The organism is uncultured Dokdonia sp. (genome assembly GCF_947496725.1).
Taxonomy (GTDB): Bacteria; Bacteroidota; Bacteroidia; order Flavobacteriales; family Flavobacteriaceae; genus Dokdonia.
Window position 1 is genome coordinate 123,962 of sequence record NZ_CANMDS010000004.1, and the last position, 18,513, is coordinate 142,474.

32 protein-coding genes are annotated in these 18,513 nt (G+C 38.4%); 31 read left to right on the forward strand and 1 reads right to left on the reverse strand.

Features of this window, described 5'->3' with window-relative positions; all coding sequences use genetic code 11:
• Nucleotides 1-70 precede the first annotated feature (70 nt).
• Nucleotides 71-1,762: a ShlB/FhaC/HecB family hemolysin secretion/activation protein gene (locus Q0948_RS09870; protein WP_298351725.1), complete on the reverse strand. Its 1,692-nt coding sequence runs from the start codon at nucleotides 1,760-1,762 to the stop codon at nucleotides 71-73.
• Nucleotides 1,763-1,949: 187 nt separating this feature from the next.
• Here Q0948_RS09870 and rpsL point away from each other — a divergent pair, with 187 nt between their 5' ends.
• From rpsL to Q0948_RS10025, 31 genes are all read left to right on the forward strand, one after another.
• Complete coding sequence (gene rpsL / locus Q0948_RS09875; RefSeq protein WP_013751318.1) at nucleotides 1,950-2,324, forward strand: 30S ribosomal protein S12; 375 nt, start codon at nucleotides 1,950-1,952, stop codon at nucleotides 2,322-2,324.
• Between the two features lie 25 nt (nucleotides 2,325-2,349).
• Nucleotides 2,350-2,826 (forward strand): 30S ribosomal protein S7, encoded by a 477-nt coding sequence (gene rpsG, locus Q0948_RS09880; RefSeq protein WP_035327538.1) that lies wholly within the window; start codon nucleotides 2,350-2,352, stop codon nucleotides 2,824-2,826.
• A 3-nt stretch (nucleotides 2,827-2,829) separates the two neighbouring features.
• Complete coding sequence (gene fusA / locus Q0948_RS09885; RefSeq protein WP_298351732.1) at nucleotides 2,830-4,956, forward strand: elongation factor G; 2,127 nt, start codon at nucleotides 2,830-2,832, stop codon at nucleotides 4,954-4,956.
• An 11-nt stretch (nucleotides 4,957-4,967) separates the two neighbouring features.
• Complete coding sequence (gene rpsJ, locus Q0948_RS09890) at nucleotides 4,968-5,273, forward strand: 30S ribosomal protein S10 (RefSeq protein WP_013073266.1); 306 nt, start codon at nucleotides 4,968-4,970, stop codon at nucleotides 5,271-5,273.
• Between the two features lie 151 nt (nucleotides 5,274-5,424).
• Nucleotides 5,425-6,036: a 50S ribosomal protein L3 gene (rplC, locus tag Q0948_RS09895; protein ID WP_035327543.1), complete on the forward strand. Its 612-nt coding sequence runs from the start codon at nucleotides 5,425-5,427 to the stop codon at nucleotides 6,034-6,036.
• Nucleotides 6,036-6,665, forward strand: a complete 630-nt coding sequence (gene rplD, locus Q0948_RS09900; protein WP_035327545.1) for a 50S ribosomal protein L4 — start codon at nucleotides 6,036-6,038, stop codon at nucleotides 6,663-6,665. The genes rplC and rplD overlap by 1 nt, the downstream gene beginning before the upstream one ends.
• Nucleotides 6,666-6,671: 6 nt before the next feature.
• Nucleotides 6,672-6,962: a 50S ribosomal protein L23 gene (gene rplW, locus Q0948_RS09905; RefSeq protein WP_035327547.1), complete on the forward strand. Its 291-nt coding sequence runs from the start codon at nucleotides 6,672-6,674 to the stop codon at nucleotides 6,960-6,962.
• Between the two features lie 9 nt (nucleotides 6,963-6,971).
• A complete protein-coding gene (rplB, locus tag Q0948_RS09910; RefSeq protein WP_035327549.1) occupies nucleotides 6,972-7,796 on the forward strand; it encodes a 50S ribosomal protein L2 in 825 nt (274 codons plus the stop codon).
• 6 nt (nucleotides 7,797-7,802) lie between these two features.
• Nucleotides 7,803-8,084: a 30S ribosomal protein S19 gene (gene rpsS, locus Q0948_RS09915; RefSeq protein WP_035327551.1), complete on the forward strand. Its 282-nt coding sequence runs from the start codon at nucleotides 7,803-7,805 to the stop codon at nucleotides 8,082-8,084.
• Between the two features lie 6 nt (nucleotides 8,085-8,090).
• The gene (gene rplV / locus Q0948_RS09920; protein WP_035327553.1) at nucleotides 8,091-8,501 is read left to right on the forward strand and encodes a 50S ribosomal protein L22; all 411 of its coding nucleotides are present in this window, start codon (nucleotides 8,091-8,093) and stop codon (nucleotides 8,499-8,501) included.
• 4 nt (nucleotides 8,502-8,505) lie between these two features.
• A complete protein-coding gene (rpsC, locus tag Q0948_RS09925) occupies nucleotides 8,506-9,225 on the forward strand; it encodes a 30S ribosomal protein S3 (protein ID WP_035327555.1) in 720 nt (239 codons plus the stop codon).
• Between the two features lie 22 nt (nucleotides 9,226-9,247).
• Nucleotides 9,248-9,670 (forward strand): 50S ribosomal protein L16, encoded by a 423-nt coding sequence (gene rplP / locus Q0948_RS09930; protein ID WP_035327557.1) that lies wholly within the window; start codon nucleotides 9,248-9,250, stop codon nucleotides 9,668-9,670.
• Nucleotides 9,671-9,681: 11 nt separating this feature from the next.
• Nucleotides 9,682-9,870: a 50S ribosomal protein L29 gene (rpmC, locus tag Q0948_RS09935; RefSeq protein WP_035327559.1), complete on the forward strand. Its 189-nt coding sequence runs from the start codon at nucleotides 9,682-9,684 to the stop codon at nucleotides 9,868-9,870.
• 11 nt (nucleotides 9,871-9,881) lie between these two features.
• Nucleotides 9,882-10,139 carry a 30S ribosomal protein S17 gene (rpsQ, locus tag Q0948_RS09940; protein WP_013751331.1) on the forward strand — a complete coding sequence of 86 codons (258 nt, stop codon included), beginning with the start codon at nucleotides 9,882-9,884 and terminating at the stop codon, nucleotides 10,137-10,139.
• Nucleotides 10,139-10,507 carry a 50S ribosomal protein L14 gene (rplN, locus tag Q0948_RS09945; protein ID WP_035327562.1) on the forward strand — a complete coding sequence of 123 codons (369 nt, stop codon included), beginning with the start codon at nucleotides 10,139-10,141 and terminating at the stop codon, nucleotides 10,505-10,507. Before rpsQ ends, rplN begins: the two co-directional genes overlap by 1 nt.
• A gap of 13 nt (nucleotides 10,508-10,520) precedes the next feature.
• Nucleotides 10,521-10,832 (forward strand): 50S ribosomal protein L24, encoded by a 312-nt coding sequence (gene rplX, locus Q0948_RS09950; RefSeq protein WP_035327563.1) that lies wholly within the window; start codon nucleotides 10,521-10,523, stop codon nucleotides 10,830-10,832.
• A 2-nt stretch (nucleotides 10,833-10,834) separates the two neighbouring features.
• The gene (gene rplE / locus Q0948_RS09955; protein WP_035327564.1) at nucleotides 10,835-11,386 is read left to right on the forward strand and encodes a 50S ribosomal protein L5; all 552 of its coding nucleotides are present in this window, start codon (nucleotides 10,835-10,837) and stop codon (nucleotides 11,384-11,386) included.
• Between the two features lie 3 nt (nucleotides 11,387-11,389).
• Nucleotides 11,390-11,659, forward strand: a complete 270-nt coding sequence (rpsN, locus tag Q0948_RS09960) for a 30S ribosomal protein S14 (protein WP_035327565.1) — start codon at nucleotides 11,390-11,392, stop codon at nucleotides 11,657-11,659.
• An 86-nt stretch (nucleotides 11,660-11,745) separates the two neighbouring features.
• Complete coding sequence (rpsH, locus tag Q0948_RS09965) at nucleotides 11,746-12,144, forward strand: 30S ribosomal protein S8 (protein WP_298351783.1); 399 nt, start codon at nucleotides 11,746-11,748, stop codon at nucleotides 12,142-12,144.
• Nucleotides 12,145-12,164: 20 nt separating this feature from the next.
• A complete protein-coding gene (rplF, locus tag Q0948_RS09970) occupies nucleotides 12,165-12,707 on the forward strand; it encodes a 50S ribosomal protein L6 (RefSeq protein ID WP_298351785.1) in 543 nt (180 codons plus the stop codon).
• An 11-nt stretch (nucleotides 12,708-12,718) separates the two neighbouring features.
• Complete coding sequence (gene rplR / locus Q0948_RS09975) at nucleotides 12,719-13,075, forward strand: 50S ribosomal protein L18 (protein WP_038599615.1); 357 nt, start codon at nucleotides 12,719-12,721, stop codon at nucleotides 13,073-13,075.
• Between the two features lie 7 nt (nucleotides 13,076-13,082).
• Nucleotides 13,083-13,607: a 30S ribosomal protein S5 gene (gene rpsE, locus Q0948_RS09980; protein WP_035327573.1), complete on the forward strand. Its 525-nt coding sequence runs from the start codon at nucleotides 13,083-13,085 to the stop codon at nucleotides 13,605-13,607.
• An 11-nt stretch (nucleotides 13,608-13,618) separates the two neighbouring features.
• The gene (gene rpmD, locus Q0948_RS09985) at nucleotides 13,619-13,798 is read left to right on the forward strand and encodes a 50S ribosomal protein L30 (RefSeq protein WP_035335938.1); all 180 of its coding nucleotides are present in this window, start codon (nucleotides 13,619-13,621) and stop codon (nucleotides 13,796-13,798) included.
• A gap of 12 nt (nucleotides 13,799-13,810) precedes the next feature.
• The gene (gene rplO / locus Q0948_RS09990; RefSeq protein ID WP_038599618.1) at nucleotides 13,811-14,263 is read left to right on the forward strand and encodes a 50S ribosomal protein L15; all 453 of its coding nucleotides are present in this window, start codon (nucleotides 13,811-13,813) and stop codon (nucleotides 14,261-14,263) included.
• 13 nt (nucleotides 14,264-14,276) lie between these two features.
• Complete coding sequence (gene secY / locus Q0948_RS09995; protein WP_298351799.1) at nucleotides 14,277-15,629, forward strand: preprotein translocase subunit SecY; 1,353 nt, start codon at nucleotides 14,277-14,279, stop codon at nucleotides 15,627-15,629.
• Nucleotides 15,629-15,844 carry a translation initiation factor IF-1 gene (gene infA, locus Q0948_RS10000; protein WP_013751343.1) on the forward strand — a complete coding sequence of 72 codons (216 nt, stop codon included), beginning with the start codon at nucleotides 15,629-15,631 and terminating at the stop codon, nucleotides 15,842-15,844. Before secY ends, infA begins: the two co-directional genes overlap by 1 nt.
• Before the next feature lie 17 nt (nucleotides 15,845-15,861).
• On the forward strand, nucleotides 15,862-15,978 hold the full coding sequence (ykgO, locus tag Q0948_RS10005; protein WP_010519235.1) for a type B 50S ribosomal protein L36: 117 nt from the start codon (nucleotides 15,862-15,864) through the stop codon (nucleotides 15,976-15,978).
• Nucleotides 15,979-15,983: 5 nt separating this feature from the next.
• Nucleotides 15,984-16,358: a 30S ribosomal protein S13 gene (rpsM, locus tag Q0948_RS10010; protein ID WP_298351802.1), complete on the forward strand. Its 375-nt coding sequence runs from the start codon at nucleotides 15,984-15,986 to the stop codon at nucleotides 16,356-16,358.
• 9 nt (nucleotides 16,359-16,367) lie between these two features.
• Nucleotides 16,368-16,751, forward strand: coding sequence for a 30S ribosomal protein S11 (gene rpsK, locus Q0948_RS10015; RefSeq protein WP_035327583.1), 384 nt, complete (start codon nucleotides 16,368-16,370; stop codon nucleotides 16,749-16,751).
• A gap of 89 nt (nucleotides 16,752-16,840) precedes the next feature.
• Nucleotides 16,841-17,446 carry a 30S ribosomal protein S4 gene (gene rpsD, locus Q0948_RS10020; protein WP_038599625.1) on the forward strand — a complete coding sequence of 202 codons (606 nt, stop codon included), beginning with the start codon at nucleotides 16,841-16,843 and terminating at the stop codon, nucleotides 17,444-17,446.
• Nucleotides 17,447-17,471: 25 nt separating this feature from the next.
• Nucleotides 17,472-18,464, forward strand: a complete 993-nt coding sequence (locus tag Q0948_RS10025) for a DNA-directed RNA polymerase subunit alpha (protein WP_013751347.1) — start codon at nucleotides 17,472-17,474, stop codon at nucleotides 18,462-18,464.
• Nucleotides 18,465-18,513: the final 49 nt, after the last annotated feature.

Genomic DNA, 18,513 nt, shown 5'->3' on the forward strand with positions numbered 1-18,513 from the left:
ATTACACAACTAATAGTTGCTAAAATTTAGTTTTTTTTTAACGCTTTGTAAATCGTGTTAATCCCCTTATTTAAAAGCGTACAGCGAGAATTAGGTGCAGTTTTGTGTTTGAGAAGTCGAACGAAGAATTGTTAAATTTTCCATTTGCAATATTTATTTTAAGGACCCCTGCCTTGGTTTGTATTCCTGCTCCCGCACCTACACTAAGCAAGTAGTTGTTGTTATTGTCTAAGGCGTTTTCAATATAGCCTCCATCCAGTACTGTGTTGATGTATAGGCTGTTGCCTACTTGTATGCGGTACTCTGTATTGACTGCAATGGCAAGATTTGCAAAGAGACTGTTTTCTTCAAACCCGCGTATCGATGTAATTCCGCCAAGTCTAAAAAGTTCATTTGTAAGGTAGGTTTTAGAAAATAAATTGTTAAAAATCCCAGAAACATAGATTGAGTTTTTAGCATCAAAATTGAAAATCTTTTTAATATTTAATAAAATTTTCGTCTGAGGTGTTTTTGTCATATTCGCAATTCTTGATCCGTGGTCTATGACTATTGTCGATTGCGTCGAAATTGGGAAAAATATACTCTTTTGGCGTTTTAGGTAGGTGTGTTCTAGTTGAAGGGAGGACGTTTTGTAGTTGTTTAGGTTGTTTTGGTTCGTTATCGAGTTGAGTAAGTTGTCAGAAGTTGTAGAGTTGTATCCTGCTGCAATTTTGTGTTGAGTGCTTGGTTTATAAAATACCTGTAAGTTGGTTTGCGTAGTTGAGAATGTGCTGTCTTTTCTAAAGATGGATAAGGAGGCTTCTATGCCTACTGGTGTTTTAAAAAGATAAGGAAGTGCGGTTCTGATTTTGAGTTGTGATTGATCCTCACCATCAGATTTGTAATTAAGTGATATCTCCTCGCCGTAGTTAAAGTTGTTTAAGAGTTGTAGATTGAGATAGCCATCTAGTCTAAGTGTGTTGTTGTTATTTGAGGCAAAACCTAAAAATCCGTCAAACTGGTTTTGGTTTGTCTTTTCTATGTAATAAAATATTGTGGTGCTGTCTTTTTTGAATAAAGCTTCTGGTGTTCTTGTTGTGTTGAGGAATCGTAAAGTGCTTATTTCATTGTTTACGGTTTCAACTCGCTCTTGGTTGTAAGGTTTGAGGAGTAGTTTTTTGCTTAGGCTTTGTAGATATGTTTTTGGGTATTTCTCATATCCTTTATATATAACGCTTGTTATGGCTCTTTCTTTTTCTGAAATTAATGTTAGTTCTCCGGTGAGCTGGTCGTTTGCTTTCTTAATGTTGGTTATTTGAAAAGTAGCAAATGGATTTCCGTTGTTTGATGCGATTGTCGTGAGCTGTTTGAGTAGCGCTTTCGCGAAAGCGGTTTCAATCTTTATTGAGTTGCTGGCTATTGTGTAGGATGTCTCCTTTATATATGTCTCTAGTTTTGTGTTATTGTCTTGAGGAATTGTTAAGAGAATGTGTTTGTATTTTTTGCCTAGGCTGATATATGCCGTCAGGTTGTTATTGTTGAATGTTGTTTTGGTTTTTAAATCAATGTACCCTTGGTTAGTGAGTTTTTTTTCTATCTGTTGTATTTCTAGGTAGGCTCTTGATGTTTCGTTAAAGGTTTTTAGGTGTTCAATAGATTTTAGAGTGAGTTTGTCTTGAGGGTTGTGGCTGGTGATGTTTAAAGTTATTTGCGATTTGTCTTTTTGGGCATTTGTGCAAATGCTGAAGATTAATGATAATATAAGGAGTAGATATGTCTTCAAAGAAGCAATTTTTGTGGTGTGTTTTGTAACGTTGTTTTGTGGTGCTAAAGTATGTTAGTTTTTTGGCATTCAGAACTTTTTTGAAAAATTAGCAAGCTGCTATTTGATGGCTTAGAAAAATTTCATACTTTTGCCAACCCTTAAAATGGGTATATTAAGTAAATTAACAATTAGGTAGAAAGAAATTATGCCAACAATTTCACAATTAGTACGTAAAGGAAGAACCAAGATTACCAAGAAGAGTAAATCGGCGGCCCTTGAATCGTGCCCACAACGCCGCGGCGTATGTACTCGTGTTTACACGACTACACCTAAGAAACCAAACTCGGCTATGCGTAAAGTTGCGCGTGTTCGTTTAACAAATGGTAAAGAGGTGAATGCATACATCGGAGGAGAAGGTCACAATTTACAAGAGCACTCGATAGTATTGGTAAGAGGTGGAAGGGTAAAAGATTTGCCAGGAGTTAGATATCATATTGTACGTGGAGCCTTAGACACCGCAGGTGTTGCAGGAAGAACGCAATCGAGATCTAAATATGGTGCAAAACGCCCTAAGAAGTAAATCAACAACACTTTAAGAAGAAGTAATGAGAAAAAAACAGGCCAAGAAGAGACCTATTCTTCCAGATCCAAAATTTAACGATCAGTTAGTAACTCGTTTCGTTAATATGATGATGTGGAGTGGTAAGAAGTCTACAGCTTTTAAAGTATTTTATGATGCAATTGACATCGTAGAAGAAAAGAACACAAATGAAGAAAAAACAGCTCTAGAGCTGTGGAAAGATGCTTTATCTAACGTAATGCCTCACGTAGAAGTGCGTAGTCGTCGTGTAGGAGGAGCAACTTACCAGATACCAAACCAAATTCGTCCAGATCGTAAGATCTCTACTGCGATGAAGTGGTTAATTAGCTTTTCTCGTAAGAGAAATGAGAAGTCTATGGCTGCAAAGCTAGCTGCAGAGATTATGGCTGCTGCAAAAGAAGAAGGTGCTGCGGTTAAAAAGCGTGTTGATACACACAAAATGGCTGAAGCAAACAAAGCATTCTCACACTTTAGATTCTAAGAAATGGCAAGAGACTTAAAATTTACTAGAAACATTGGAATTGCAGCACACATTGATGCTGGAAAGACAACTACTACTGAGCGAGTATTATATTATACTGGAGTTTCTCACAAAATTGGAGAAGTACACGATGGTGCTGCTACAATGGACTGGATGGAGCAAGAGCAGGAGCGTGGTATTACAATTACCTCTGCTGCAACAACTTGTACTTGGAAGTTTCCATTAGAAAATGCAGAGCCTACTCCTGCGACTAAAGATTATCACTTTAACATTATTGATACTCCTGGTCACGTTGATTTTACTGTGGAGGTTAACAGATCTTTACGTGTATTAGATGGTCTTGTATTTTTATTTAGTGCGGTAGATGGTGTTGAGCCACAATCTGAGACTAACTGGAGGCTTGCAGATAACTATAAAGTACCTAGAATAGGTTTTGTAAACAAAATGGACCGTCAAGGTTCAGACTTTTTAGGTGTTTGTCAGCAGGTTAAGGATATGTTGAAGTCTAACGCCGTGCCTATCGTTCTAAACATAGGTGATGAAGAGGATTTTAAAGGTATTATTGATTTAGTAAAAAACCGTGCTATTGTGTGGCACGATGAAACTCAAGGGGCTACTTTCGATGTTATCGAGATTCCTGAGGATATGAAAGAAGAAGCTCGTAAGTATCGTGCACTCTTAATAGAAGAGGTTGCAAGTTATGATGAGAATCTTTTAGAAAAATTTATGGAGGATGAAGACTCTATTACAGAAGAAGAAGTGCACAAAGCACTAAGAGCTGCTGTAATGGATATGGCTATCATCCCTATGATTTGTGGTTCTGCTTTTAAGAACAAAGGTGTTCAGTTTCTTTTAGATGCTGTATGTCGTTACCTGCCTTCTCCAGTAGATAAGGAGGGTATTGAAGGTGTGAATCCAGATACAGAAGAGAAAGAAATTCGTAAGCCAGATGTAAAGGAGCCTTTTGCTGCTCTAGCGTTTAAAATTGCTACAGATCCTTTTGTAGGTCGTTTAGCATTCTTTAGAGCATATTCTGGTCGTCTAGATGCTGGATCTTATGTCTTAAATAACCGTTCAGGTAAGAAAGAACGTATCTCACGTATCTATCAAATGCACGCTAACAAGCAGAATGCAATTGAGTATATAGAAGCTGGAGATATTGGAGCTGCTGTAGGATTTAAGTCTATTAAGACAGGAGATACACTTTCAGATCAAGCACACCCTATAGTACTGGAGTCTATGGACTTCCCAGATCCAGTAATTGGTATCGCAGTGGAGCCTAAGACTAAGGCAGACGTAGATAAGCTTGGTATGGGTCTTGCAAAACTTGCAGAAGAGGATCCAACATTTACAGTTCGTTCTGACGAGGCTTCTGGTCAAACTATTATATCTGGTATGGGTGAGTTACACCTAGATGTAATTGTAGATCGTCTTAAGCGCGAGTTTAAGGTAGAGGTTAGTCAAGGTCAACCACAGGTTGAATATAAAGAAGCTATTACACAAGCTGCAGATCACAGAGAGACTTATAAAAAGCAATCTGGTGGACGTGGTAAGTTTGCAGACATCGTATTTACTATTGAGCCAGCAGATGAGGGCGTGGTAGGATTACAGTTTGAATCTGTTATAAAAGGTGGTAACGTTCCTAAGGAATTTATCCCTTCTGTAGAGAAAGGATTCAAGATGGCTATGGTAAACGGGCCGCTAGCAGGTTATGAAGTAGATGCTATAAAAGTTACTTTAAAAGATGGATCTTACCACGATGTGGATTCTGATCAATTATCTTTTGAACTTGCTGCAAAGTTAGGATTTAAGAATTCTGCAAAAGCTGCAAAAGCTGTTATAATGGAGCCTATTATGAAGCTTGAGGTGATTACACCTGAAGAAAATATGGGTGATATCGTAGGAGATCTTAACCGTCGTCGTGGTCAAGTTTCTGATATGGGAGACCGTGCAGGAGCAAAGACTGTAAAAGCAACGGTGCCACTTTCAGAAATGTTTGGATATGTAACAACGTTACGTACGCTTTCTTCTGGTCGTGCAACATCTACGATGGAATTTTCTCACTATGCAGAAACTCCTTCTAATATTGCTGCCGAAGTTATCGCAGCATCAAAAGGAACAAACGATTAATTACTAAGGAAATGAGTCAAAAAATTAGAATAAAACTAAAATCTTACGATCACAACTTAGTAGATAAGAGTGCTGAGAAAATCGTAAAGACTGTGAAGACGACAGGTGCTGTAGTAACTGGACCTATTCCGCTTCCAACACATAAAAAAATCTTTACTGTATTACGTTCTCCACACGTAAACAAGAAATCTCGTGAGCAGTTTGAGCTTAGCTCTTACAAGCGTTTACTTGATATCTATTCTTCTTCATCAAAGACTATTGATGCTTTAATGAAGTTAGAGTTACCATCTGGAGTAGAGGTAGAGATAAAAGTGTGATAGGTGTTTACGCTTTCGCGAAAGCGTAAATAATCACCGCACTAACTTGTCCTGAGCCGCGCGCGAGGGAAAAACGGAAAACACACATTCAAGGTCGAACGTGTTCGGCCTTGTTTTTTGAATTAAATTTTAATAATTAATATTTATAAATATGTCTGGGTTAATCGGAAAGAAAGTAGGTATGACTAGCATCTTTGACGAGAACGGGAAGAACATTCCTTGTACAGTTATTGAAGCAGGTCCCTGCGTTATCACCCAAGTCAGAACCAAAGAAACTGACGGGTATGAAGCCCTTCAACTTGGTTTCGATGACGTTAAAAAGGCAAACAAAGCTGCTACTGGCCACGCCAAAAAAGCAGGAACTGTTGCTAAACGTAAAGTTGTCGAGTTTCAAGGATTTGAAGGAGAGTTTAAATTAGGAGATGCAATTACTGTAGATCATTTTGCTGAAGGAGAGTTTGTTGATGTATCGGGAACTTCAAAAGGTAAAGGATTTCAAGGGGTTGTAAAGCGTCACGGTTTTGCCGGTGTAGGTCAAGCGACTCACGGTCAACATAACCGTCTTAGAGCTCCTGGTTCTATTGGAGCAGCATCTTACCCTGCACGTGTATTCAAAGGAATGCGTATGGCAGGACGTATGGGTGGTGACAAAATAAAAGTTCAAAATCTTAAAGTATTGAAAGTAGTAGCTGAGAAGAACCTACTTGTAGTGAAAGGATGTGTTCCTGGTCACAAAAATGCTTATGTAATCATTCAGAAGTAATGAAGGTAGCAGTTGTAGATATCAAAGGAAAAGAAACAGGGAGAAAGGCAGACCTTTCTGATGCTGTTTTTGGAATTGAACCAAACAAGCACGCTGTTTACTTAGACGTTAAGCAATTTCTTGCAAACCAACGTCAAGGTACGCACAAGGCTAAAGAAAGAGCAGAGATCGCAGGATCTACTCGTAAGATTAAAAAACAAAAAGGAACAGGTACAGCTCGTGCGGGTAGTATCAAGTCTGGTGTTTTTAAAGGTGGAGGACGTATGTTCGGACCAAGACCGAGAAATTACTCTTTCAAATTAAACAAAGGATTAAAGAGACTTGCACGTCGTTCTGCACTTACAATGAAGGCTAACGATAACGCAATCACTGTAATAGAAGACTTCAATTTTGACGCTCCAAAAACAAAAGATTTTGTGAACGTTTTGAAAGCCTTAGGCTTAGAAAATAAAAAGTCACTAATAGTGTTGGGAGAGTCAAATAATAATGTATATTTGTCGTCGCGCAATTTAAAGGCCTCAAAAGTCGTAAAAAGCTCAGAATTAAGCACTTACGGTATTATGAATGCAAACAATGTTGTATTCTTAGAGGGTTCTTTAGAAGGTGTTGAGGCAAACTTAGCAAAATAAGACACGATGAGTATTTTAATAAAACCTGTTATTACAGAAAAAGCGACAAAAGATAGTGAGGAAATGAATCGCTATACTTTTGAAGTTAGTATGAGAACAAATAAGGTTGAAATTAAGAAAGCGGTAGAAGCTGCTTATGGTGTTTCAGTTGAAAAAGTTCGCACAATGAATGTCCGCCCGGATCGCAAGTCTCGTTATACGAAGTCTGGTGTTCTTTCTGGTAAAACAAATGCTATTAAGAAAGCAATTGTACAGCTGGCGGAAGGTGATACAATAGATTTTTATAACAACATTTAAGACAACAAAATGTCAGTAAGAAAATTAAAACCTATCACTCCTGGGCAGCGATTTAGAGTTGTAAATGGTTTCGACCAGATTACAACTGATAAGCCGGAAAAAAGCCTTTTGGCTCCGAAAAAACGCTCAGGTGGTAGAAACAATACGGGTAAAATGACAATCCGCCAAGTAGGTGGGGGTCACAAGAAGCGTTACCGTATTATCGATTTCAAACGTAACAAAGAGGGGGTTCCTGCAACTGTTGCGTCTATCCAGTATGATCCAAATAGAACTGCGTTCATCGCACTTCTTAATTATCAAGATGGAGAAAAGAGGTATATCATTGCTCAAAACGGTCTTCAAGTAGGTCAGAACTTAGTTTCTGGGTCTAATGTAGCGCCAGAGATTGGTAATGCAATGCCACTTTCAGATATTCCATTAGGTACTATAATCTCTTGTATAGAGTTACGTCCAGGTCAAGGAGCTGTTATGGCTCGTTCGGCTGGAGCATTTGCTCAGTTAATGGCTCGTGATGGTAAATTTGCAACTGTAAAGTTACCTTCAGGTGAGACAAGATTGATTCTTGCAACGTGTATGGCTACAATAGGAGCTGTGTCTAACAGTGATCACCAGTTACTTGTATCTGGTAAAGCTGGTAGAAGCCGTTGGTTAGGTCGTCGTCCGCGTGTACGTCCAGTAGTGATGAACCCTGTTGATCACCCTATGGGAGGTGGTGAAGGTAAGTCTTCTGGAGGTCACCCTAGAAACCGTAATGGTGTACCTGCTAAAGGTTTCAGAACGCGTTCTAAGACGAAGTCGAGTAATAAGTATATTGTAGAACGTAGAAAGAAATAATAAGATATGGCACGTTCATTAAAAAAAGGACCTTACGTTCACTATAAGTTAGAAAAGAAAGTTGCTGCAAACGTAGAAGGCAATAAAAAGACTGTCATTAAGACTTGGTCTAGAGCTTCTATGATTACTCCAGATTTTGTGGGGCAAACTATTGCAGTGCATAATGGTCGCCAGTTTGTACCAGTATATGTTACTGAGAATATGGTAGGTCATAAGCTAGGAGAATTTTCACCTACGCGTTCTTACAGAGGACACGGAGCTGATAAGAAAAATAAAGGTAAAAGATAACAGGAGATGGGAGTTCGTAAAAAAGAAGCGGCAAATCGTCGCAAAGAGGCTAACAAGTCTATCGCTTTCGCGAAATTGAATAACTGCCCTACCTCTCCACGTAAAATGCGTCTTGTAGCAGATATGGTACGAGGAACGCAAGTGGAAAGAGCACTTCAGTTATTGAAATTTAGTAATAAAGAAGCATCACGTAAAGTTGAGAAACTAGTTCTTTCTGCAGTTGCAAACTGGGAAGCAAAGAATGAAGACGCAAGTATCGAAGATGCAAATCTTTTTATTAAAGAGATCAAAGTTGATTCTGGAACAATGTTAAAAAGACTACGTCCAGCACCACAAGGTCGCGCGCACCGAATAAGAAAACGTTCTAACCACGTAACAGTGGTTCTTGGAGCAAAAGATAACACACAAAGCAATTAATTAGATGGGACAGAAGACAAATCCAATCGGAAATCGCCTTGGAATAATCAGAGGATGGGAATCTAACTGGTACGGAGGTAATGACTACGGTGATAAACTTGCCGAAGACGATAAGATTAGACGTTATATTCACGCTCGTTTAAGTAAAGCTAGTGTGTCAAGAGTTATCATTGAGCGTACGCTTAAACTTGTAACCGTTACTATTACTACTGCAAGACCTGGTATCATTATCGGGAAAGGTGGTCAGGAAGTAGACAAGTTAAAAGAAGAGCTTAAGAAACTCACAGGTAAAGAAGTACAAATTAATATCCACGAAATCAAACGTCCAGAACTAGATGCATTTCTAGTAGGTCAGAGTGTTGCTCGTCAGATTGAAGGAAGAATTTCTTTCCGTCGTGCAATAAAGATGGCAATTGCGGCTGCAATGCGTATGAATGCTGAGGGTATTAAGATCCAGATTTCTGGACGTCTGAATGGTGCAGAGATGGCACGTACAGAGTCTTATAAAGATGGGCGTATTCCTTTATCAACTTTTAGAGCCGACATAGATTATGCTTTAGTTGAAGCTCACACTACTTACGGTAGACTGGGTGTTAAAGTATGGATTATGAAAGGTGAAGTATATGGCAAGAGAGAGCTTTCTCCTTTAGTTGGACTTCAAAACAGTAAGTCTAAAGGTGGCGGAGGTCGTAAGGATAACCGAGGACCACGTCGTAGAAAGTAATTTTTTAAAAAGACAGTAAAAAATGTTACAGCCTAGAAAAACAAAATTCCGCAAGCAGCAGAAGGGTCGTATGAAAGGACTAGCGCAAAGAGGGCACACGCTTTCTAATGGCCAGTTCGGTATAAAATCATTAGACTCAGCTTTTGTAACTGCGAGACAAATAGAAGCAGCTCGTATTGCAGCAACACGTTATATGAAAAGGGAAGGAACTCTTTGGATTAAGATCTTCCCGGACAAGCCTATTACAAAGAAACCTCTTGAGGTACGTATGGGTAAAGGTAAGGGTGCTGTAGAATATTGGGCAGCAGTTGTAAAACCAGGACGCATTATGTTCGAATTAGGAGGTATTCCTGAGCCAGTTGCAAAAGAGGCATTACGTCTTGCAGCTCAGAAATTACCAGTGAGAACTAAGTATGTCGTAGCTAGAGATTTTTCAGCTGAATAAATTTGAGTACTATGAAACAATCAGAGGTAAAAGGATTATCTACAGCAGAATTGCAAGAAGAGCTTGGTAAAGCAAAGAGATCTTATATGGATCTTAAGATGGCTCACGCTATCTCTCCACTTGACAATCCTATTCAATTGCGTTCTATGAGACGTACAGTCGCTAGAATTGCAACTGAATTAACTAAAAGAGAACAATAACGCTGCTTAAGATGGAAAAAAGAAATTTAAGAAAAGAGCGTGTTGGTGTAGTAACTAGTAACAAGATGCAAAAATCTATCGTTGTTGCCGAAGTTAAAAAAGTAAAGCACCCTATGTATGGTAAGTTCGTTTTAAAAACGAAGAAGTATGTAGCACACGACGAAACAAACGACTGCAACGAAGGAGATACAGTTAGGATAATGGAAACACGTCCTATGAGTAAATCTAAGACTTGGAGACTAGTAGAAATCATTGAAAGAGCGAAGTAATGTTACAGCAAGAATCAAGATTAAAAGTAGCAGACAATACAGGAGCAAAAGAAGTTTTGACTATCCGTGTATTAGGAGGTACTAAGAGAAGATATGCTTCTGTAGGAGACAAGATTGTTGTATCTGTAAAGGATGCAACACCTAATGGCCAGGTTAAAAAAGGTGCCGTGTCTACAGCAGTAGTTGTGCGTACTAAGAAAGAAGTACGTCGTCCAGATGGATCTTATATCCGTTTTGATGATAATGCTTGTGTTCTTTTAACTGCTCAAGGTGAGATGCGCGGTACTCGTGTATTTGGACCAGTAGCAAGAGAGCTTCGTGACAAACAGTTTATGAAGATTGTATCATTAGCACCAGAGGTGCTTTAATACAGAGAAGAAGATGACAAAGCTTAAAATAAAAACGGGAGATACTGTAAAGGTTATTGCTGGAGATCATAAAGGATCAGAAGGTAAAGTCGTTAAAGTATTTATCGAGAAGAACAAAGCAATCGTTGAGGGTGTTAATATGGTGAAGAAGCACGAAAAGCCTAGCGCCGCAAATCCTCAAGGTGGAATAAAAGAAAAAGAAGCGCCACTTCAAATATCTAACCTTTCCCTTTTAGATAAGGATGGTAAAACTACGAGAGTAGGTTACCGTATGGAAGATGGTAAGAAGGTACGCTTTGCAAAGTCTAACAACGAAATATTATAGTGATGGGATACGTACCAAGACTAAAACAAGAGTTTAATGACCGCGTGACGCCAGCTCTTCAAGAAGAGTTTGGATATAAGAACGTTATGCAGGTACCTCGTCTTAATAAGATAGTAGTATCTCGTGGTGTTGGAGCTGCGGTTGCAGATAAGAAGTTAGTTGAAAATGCTGTAGAAGAGCTTACTCTTATTACAGGACAAAGAGCTATCTCGACAATGTCTAAAAAAGACGTTGCAACATTTAAATTACGTAAAGGAATGCCTATTGGTGCAAAAGTAACTTTACGTGGGGAGCGTATGTATGAGTTTTTAGATAGACTTGTAACATCTGCATTACCACGTGTACGTGACTTTAACGGTATCAATGCAACAGGATTTGATGGACGTGGTAACTATAGTATGGGTATCACTGAGCAAATCATTTTTCCAGAGATCAACATTGACAGAATTAAGAAAATAGATGGTATGAACATCACTTTTCAAACATCTGCTCAAACTGATAAGGAAGCAAAATCGTTGCTTAAAGAACTAGGTTTACCTTTTAAAAAGAACTAAGATATGGCTAAAGAATCAATGAAAGCCCGTGAGGTAAAGCGTGCTAAAACTGTTGCAAAATATGCTGAAAAACGTAAAGCTTTAAAAGAAGCTGGAGATTACGAAGGATTGCAAAAGCTACCTAAGAACGCTTCACCTATACGTCAGCACAATCGTTGCAAACTTACAGGTCGTCCTAAAGGTTATATGCGTCAGTTCGGTATATCACGTGTGATGTTCCGTCAGATGGCTAACCAAGGGTTGATACCAGGTGTTAAGAAAGCAAGCTGGTAGATTAAAGAGTATAAATTGGTAGAAGGTTCTTTTTATGCTTTCGCGAAAGCGGAAATAGAGAAAACCACTACCGTAACTATAATTAAATGAATACAGATACTATTGCAGATTTTCTGACACGTGTGCGTAATGCATCGGCAGCAAATCACAGAGTGGTCGAGATTCCAGCATCAAACCTTAAGAAGGCGATGACTAAAATCTTATTTGACCAAGGTTACATCCTTAGCTACAAATTTGTAGAAGGTAAAGCGCAGGATACGATCAAGATTGCCTTGAAGTATGATCGCATTACTAAAGAAGCAGTTATTAAGGATATCCAAAGAATCAGTAAGCCTGGTTTACGTAAATACTCTTCATCTACAGAGATACCTCGTATCTTAAACGGATTAGGTATTGCTATTGTTTCAACTTCAAAAGGAGTTATGACAGGTAAGCAAGCCGCTCAACATAACGTTGGAGGAGAAGTACTTTGTTACGTTTACTAATCAGATAAAAAGACAAAGACATGTCAAGAATAGGTAAAAGTCCAATTACAGTGCCAGAAGGAGTTACAGTAACTCTTGCTGATAACATTGTAACAGTAAAAGGAAAATTAGGCGAGCTTACGCAAGAGTACTCTGGTATTGAGATCAAAATCGAAGAAGGGGTTATTACTTTAGAGCGCGCATCAGATAAAAAAGACCTTCGTGCAAAGCACGGTCTTTATAGAGCTCTTATCGCAAATATGATAGAAGGAGTTTCTAAAGGTTTTGAAAAGCAACTTGAGTTTGTAGGAGTAGGATACAGAGCAAGTAATCAAGGTAATAAACTTGATCTTGCTGTAGGTTTCTCTCACAACATCGTTTTAGATGTAGCTCCAGAAGTAAAAGTTGAGACAATCTCAGAAAAAGGTAAGAATCCTATAGTGAAGTTAACTTCACACGATAAGCAACTAGTAGGAGCTGTCGCTGCAAAGATTCGTGGTTTCCGTAAGCCTGAGCCTTACAAAGGAAAAGGAATCAGATTTGTAGGAGAGGTAATAAGAAGAAAAGCAGGTAAATCTGCATAATACATAGAGAAATGGCATTATCAAAAAGTGAAAAAAGAAATAGAATTCACCTTAGAATTCGTAAGACTATTTCTGGATCTGCGGAGAGACCAAGACTCTGTGTATTTAGAAGTAATAAAGAGATTTATGCACAGTTAATAGACGACCTTAACGGGAAGACTATTACAGCTGCATCGTCACGTGATAAGGATATCGCTGCTGCGAAATCTAACAAATCTGAAACTGCAAAACTTGTAGGTAAGGCAATCGCCGAAAAAGCTACAAAATCTGGAGTTGAAGCTGTAGTATTTGATAGAGGAGGTTACCTTTACCACGGAAGAATTAAACAACTAGCAGAGGGCGCAAGAGAAGGCGGTCTTAAATTCTAATAAAGTTATGTATCAAGATTATAAAAACGTAGAGTTAGTAAAGCCAAGTGGCTTAGACTTAAAAGATCGTCTAGTAGGCGTTCAGCGTGTTACTAAGGTAACTAAAGGAGGTAGAGCTTTTGGATTTTCTGCTATAGTTGTAGTAGGTGATGAGAATGGTGTTGTAGGACACGGATTAGGAAAGTCAAAAGAAGTAGCATCTGCAATTGCAAAGGCTATGGAAGATGCTAAGAAAAATCTAGTGCGTATACCGCTTAACAAAGCGACTATCCCTCACGAACAGAAAGGTAAATTTGGAGGAGCTCGCGTATTACTTTTACCAGCAGCTGCCGGTACAGGAGTTATCGCAGGTGGTGCAATACGTGCCGTACTTGAATCAGTAGGTATACACGATGTACTTTCTAAGAATCAAGGATCTTCAAACCCACACAACGTAGTAAAAGCAACTTTTGATGCTTTATTACAATTAAGAAGTGCAGAAACAGTTGCAAAGCAACGTGGTATCTCACTTGATAAAGTGTTTAAAGGATAAATCAAGGAACAATGGCAAAAATCAAAGTAACAAAGGTGAAGAGCGCGATTAATCGTACACAGAACCAGAAGAGAATTTTAGAATCTCTTGGATTGAGAAAAATAGGCCAGGTAAAGGTGCACGAAAACACACCTAACATCCTTGGTATGGTAAATAAAGTAAGTCACTTAGTTTCTGTAGAAGAAGCTTAATATAAATAACAGATGGAGTTAAATAACTTAAGACCTGCAAAAGGCGCTGTTAAGAAAAACGACGGTCGTAAAGGACGTGGCCAGGCAACTGGAAACGGTGGAACAGCTGGTCGTGGACACAAAGGACAGAAGTCACGTTCTGGGTATAGTAAGAAAATCGGTTTTGAAGGAGGTCAAATGCCACTTCAGCGTCGTGTACCTAAGTTTGGATTTACAAACATAAACCGTAAGGAGTATGCTGGTGTAAATCTTGACACGTTACAAGAATATGTAGACGCTGGTCGTCTTACAGAAGAGGTTTCTATAGATACACTTATTGAAGCTGGTCTTGTAGGTAAGAACGATTTAGTAAAGATTTTAGGTAGAGGTGAGCTTAAAGCTAAAATCAAAGTAACTGCTCATAAATTTACTGCAACTGCAAAAGCTGCTGTTGAGGCTGCTGGTGGTGAAGCTGTAACTTTATAATCGATATAAGAGGATGAAATTTATAGATACAATAAAGAATATCTGGAAGATTGATGAGCTTAGGAATAGAATAATTCTTACGCTTACGCTTCTCCTCGTATATCGTTTTGGTGCACAAGTTGTACTTCCAGGTATAGATGCGTCACAATTAGGAGGTCTTCAAGATTCTACAGACCAAGGGCTTTTAGGCCTTTTGGCTGCGTTTACTGGAGGTGCTTTTTCTAACGCATCTGTATTTGCATTAGGTATTATGCCTTACATTTCTGCTTCTATTGTAGTGCAGTTAATGGGTATAGCAATACCTTATCTTCAAAAATTACAAAAAGAAGGGGAAAGTGGTCGCCGTAAGATCAATCAGATTACTAGATGGTTAACTATCGCAATCTGTTTGTTACAAGCACCAGGTTATCTAGCTGCATTGCCTGCACTAGGTGTTCCTTCTACCGCTTTTGTAATGGGTCTTACACCTACATTCTACATATCATCTGTACTTATACTAGTAACAGGATGTATATTTGCAATGTGGCTTGGTGAAAAGATTACAGATAAGGGAATAGGTAATGGTATCTCACTTTTAATTATGGTGGGTATTATTGCAACAATGCCTATATCATTTGTTCAAGAATGGGTTGCTCGTGTAACTGAATCTAACGGAGGATTAATTATGATCCTTATAGAATTAGTAATCTGGTTTGTAATTATTCTACTATGTATATTATTGGTAATGGCAGTACGTCAAGTACCCGTATCTTATGCAAGAAGAACTGCAACTGGAGAGTATGAGAAGAACGCTTTTGGAAGTCGTCAATTTTTACCATTAAAATTGAATGCTTCTGGGGTAATGCCTATTATCTTTGCACAAGCCATTATGTTTGTTCCTGGTCTTATAGGAGAGGCAAGTTTTCTTGCTGATACCACTGTAGGTACTTGGTTGCAAACTAATTTTGGAAATAATATTTTCGGATTTTGGTATAATTTAGTTTTTGCATTATTGATTATTATCTTTACATACTTTTATACAGCGATTACGGTCCCTACCAATAAAATGGCAGATGATCTTAAGCGCAGTGGTGGCTTTATAGCTGGGATACGTCCAGGTTCTGAAACTGCAGAGTATTTAGATAAAATTATGTCTCAGATAACGTTACCTGGTTCAATTTTCCTTGCACTTATAGCTATATTTCCTGCAGTTGCAGTAAATGTACTAGGGATGCAACAAGGTTGGGCTTTATTTTATGGTGGTACTTCTCTACTTATTATGGTAGGTGTAGCTATCGATACGATGCAACAAGTGAATTCGTACCTTCTTAATAAGCACTATGATGGTCTTATGAAGTCTGGTAAAAACCGTAAAGCAGTAGCATAATGGCAAAACAAGCAGCAATAGAACAAGACGGATCTATCATTGAAGCATTATCAAATGCAATGTTTCGTGTAGAATTAGAAAACGGTCACGTTGTGACAGCGCATATCTCAGGTAAGATGCGTATGCACTATATCAAATTATTACCTGGTGATAAAGTAAAATTAGAAATGAGTCCTTACGATTTATCAAAGGCTCGTATAACGTACCGCTATTAAGCGGAAAAAAGCTGGATATGAAAGTAAGAGCATCCATTAAGAAAAGAAGTGCCGATTGCAAGATCGTTCGTCGCAAAGGCAGATTATACGTAATAAACAAAAAGAACCCTAGGTTTAAACAAAGACAAGGTTAATAGTTATGGCTAGAATTGCAGGGATAGATATCCCAAAACAAAAGAGAGGTGTAATTGCATTAACGTACATCTTTGGAATAGGAAAGAGCAGAGCACAAGAAATACTTGCAGCTGCAAATGTATCAGAAGATAAAAAAGTATCTGATTGGGATGATGACGAAATAGGTCGTATTCGTGATGCTGTTGGTACATTTACTATCGAGGGGGAACTTCGTTCTGAAGTATCTTTGAACATTAAGCGTCTGATGGACATCGGTTGTTACCGTGGTATCCGTCACCGTGTTGGTCTTCCATTAAGAGGACAGCGTACAAAGAATAACTCACGTACGAGAAAAGGAAAGCGTAAAACAGTTGCTAACAAGAAGAAAGCAACTAAATAATAAGGCATAATGGCAAAGCAAACTGCAAAAAAACGTAAGGTTGTTGTAGAATCAGTAGGAGAGGCACACGTAACAGCTTCTTTTAACAACATCATTATTTCGTTAACAAACAAAAAAGGAGATGTAATCTCTTGGTCATCTGCTGGTAAAATGGGCTTCAGAGGTTCTAAAAAGAACACTCCTTATGCTGCTCAAACCGCTGCAGAAGATTGTGCTAAGGTTGCTCACGAGGCAGGCCTTCGTAAAGTAAAGGTGTATGTAAAAGGACCGGGTAACGGACGTGAGTCTGCGATACGTGCTGTACATAATAGTGGAATTGAAGTGACAGAAATCATTGATATTACTCCAATGCCACACAACGGGTGTCGTCCTCCAAAAAGACGTCGCGTTTAATAAATAATTATTTAATTAATATCTCGAGGGAGAACGGTTTGCAAAGGATTGACCTTAATTTCTAACCACCCTCAAAACACACATTTAAAATGGCAAGATATACTGGTCCCAAAACAAAGATCGCACGTAAATTTAGCGAGGCAATCTTCGGAGAAGACAAATCTTTTGAAAAAAGAAATTACCCTCCAGGGCAACACGGAAACAACAGACGTAGAGGAAAAAAATCTGAATACGCTGTACAACTAGCTGAAAAGCAAAAAGCAAAGTATACTTACGGTATACTTGAGCGTCAGTTTAGAAATATGTATGACAGAGCAAACCGTGCTCCTGGAATTACAGGTGAAGTTCTTTTACAATTATGTGAGTGTCGTCTAGACAACGTAGTTTATAGAATGGGAATGTCTCCTTCTAGAAGTGGCGCACGTCAGTTAGTAGGACACCGTCATATTACTGTAAATGGTAACATTGTAAACATCCCTTCTTACCAAGTAAAAGCTGGTGATGTTATCGCTGTACGCGAAAAGTCTAAATCTTTAGAAGTAATTTCTAACTCTCTATCTAATGCAAGTCATGTTTTTGAGTGGATCACTTGGAACAACGATAAGAAAGAGGGAACATTTGTGGCAGTACCACAACGTCTTCAGATACCTGAAAACATCAATACACAGTTCATCGTCGAGCTGTACTCTAAGTAATAACCACTAAAGCTAGAAAACCGATATGGCAATATTAAATTTCCAGAAGCCCGATAAAGTCATTATGATTGACTCTACTGATTTTGAAGGTAAATTTGAGTTTAGACCTTTAGAACCAGGTTATGGTTTAACAGTAGGAAACGCTTTACGTCGTGTATTACTATCTTCATTAGAAGGTTTTGCAATCACATCTGTACGTATAGAAGGTGTAGACCACGAGTTTTCTACACTGGCTGGAGTAGTTGAAGATGTTACAGAGATCATTCTTAATCTTAAGCAGGTACGTTTTAAACGTCAGATTGAAGAGATAGATAATGAGACTGTAACAATATCTTTATCAGGTGTTGATCAATTAACAGCTGGAGATTTCCAAAAGTTTATTTCTGGATTCCAAGTGCTTAACCCAGATATGGTTATTGCAAATATGGATAAGAAAGTGAACCTTAATATGGAAATCACTATCGAAAAAGGACGTGGATATGTTCCTGCAGAGGAGAATAAGAAATCTAACGCTCCATTAGGAACTATATTTACAGATTCTATTTATACACCTATCCGTAATGTAAAATACAGTATTGAAAACTACCGTGTTGAGCAAAAAACTGATTATGAAAAATTAGTTTTTGAGATAATTACTGATGGTTCTATCCACCCTAAAGAAGCACTTACTGAAGCTGCAAAAACACTTATCCACCACTTTATGTTATTCTCTGATGAGCGTATCACATTAGAGGCAGATGAGATTGCACAAACAGAAACATATGATGAGGAATCTCTTCATATGCGTCAGTTACTTAAAACTAAGCTTATCGATATGGATCTTTCTGTACGTGCGCTTAACTGTTTAAAGGCTGCAGAGGTAGAAACTCTAGGGGATCTTGTTTCTTATAACAAGAATGATTTGATGAAGTTTAGAAACTTTGGTAAAAAATCACTTACTGAACTTGAAGAGTTAGTAAATGTAAAAGGACTAAGTTTCGGAATGGATCTAGCCAAATATAAATTAGATAAAGACTAGGTAGCTGTACTTTAAATAGAATAGCGCTTTCGCGAAAGCGGAAAAATAA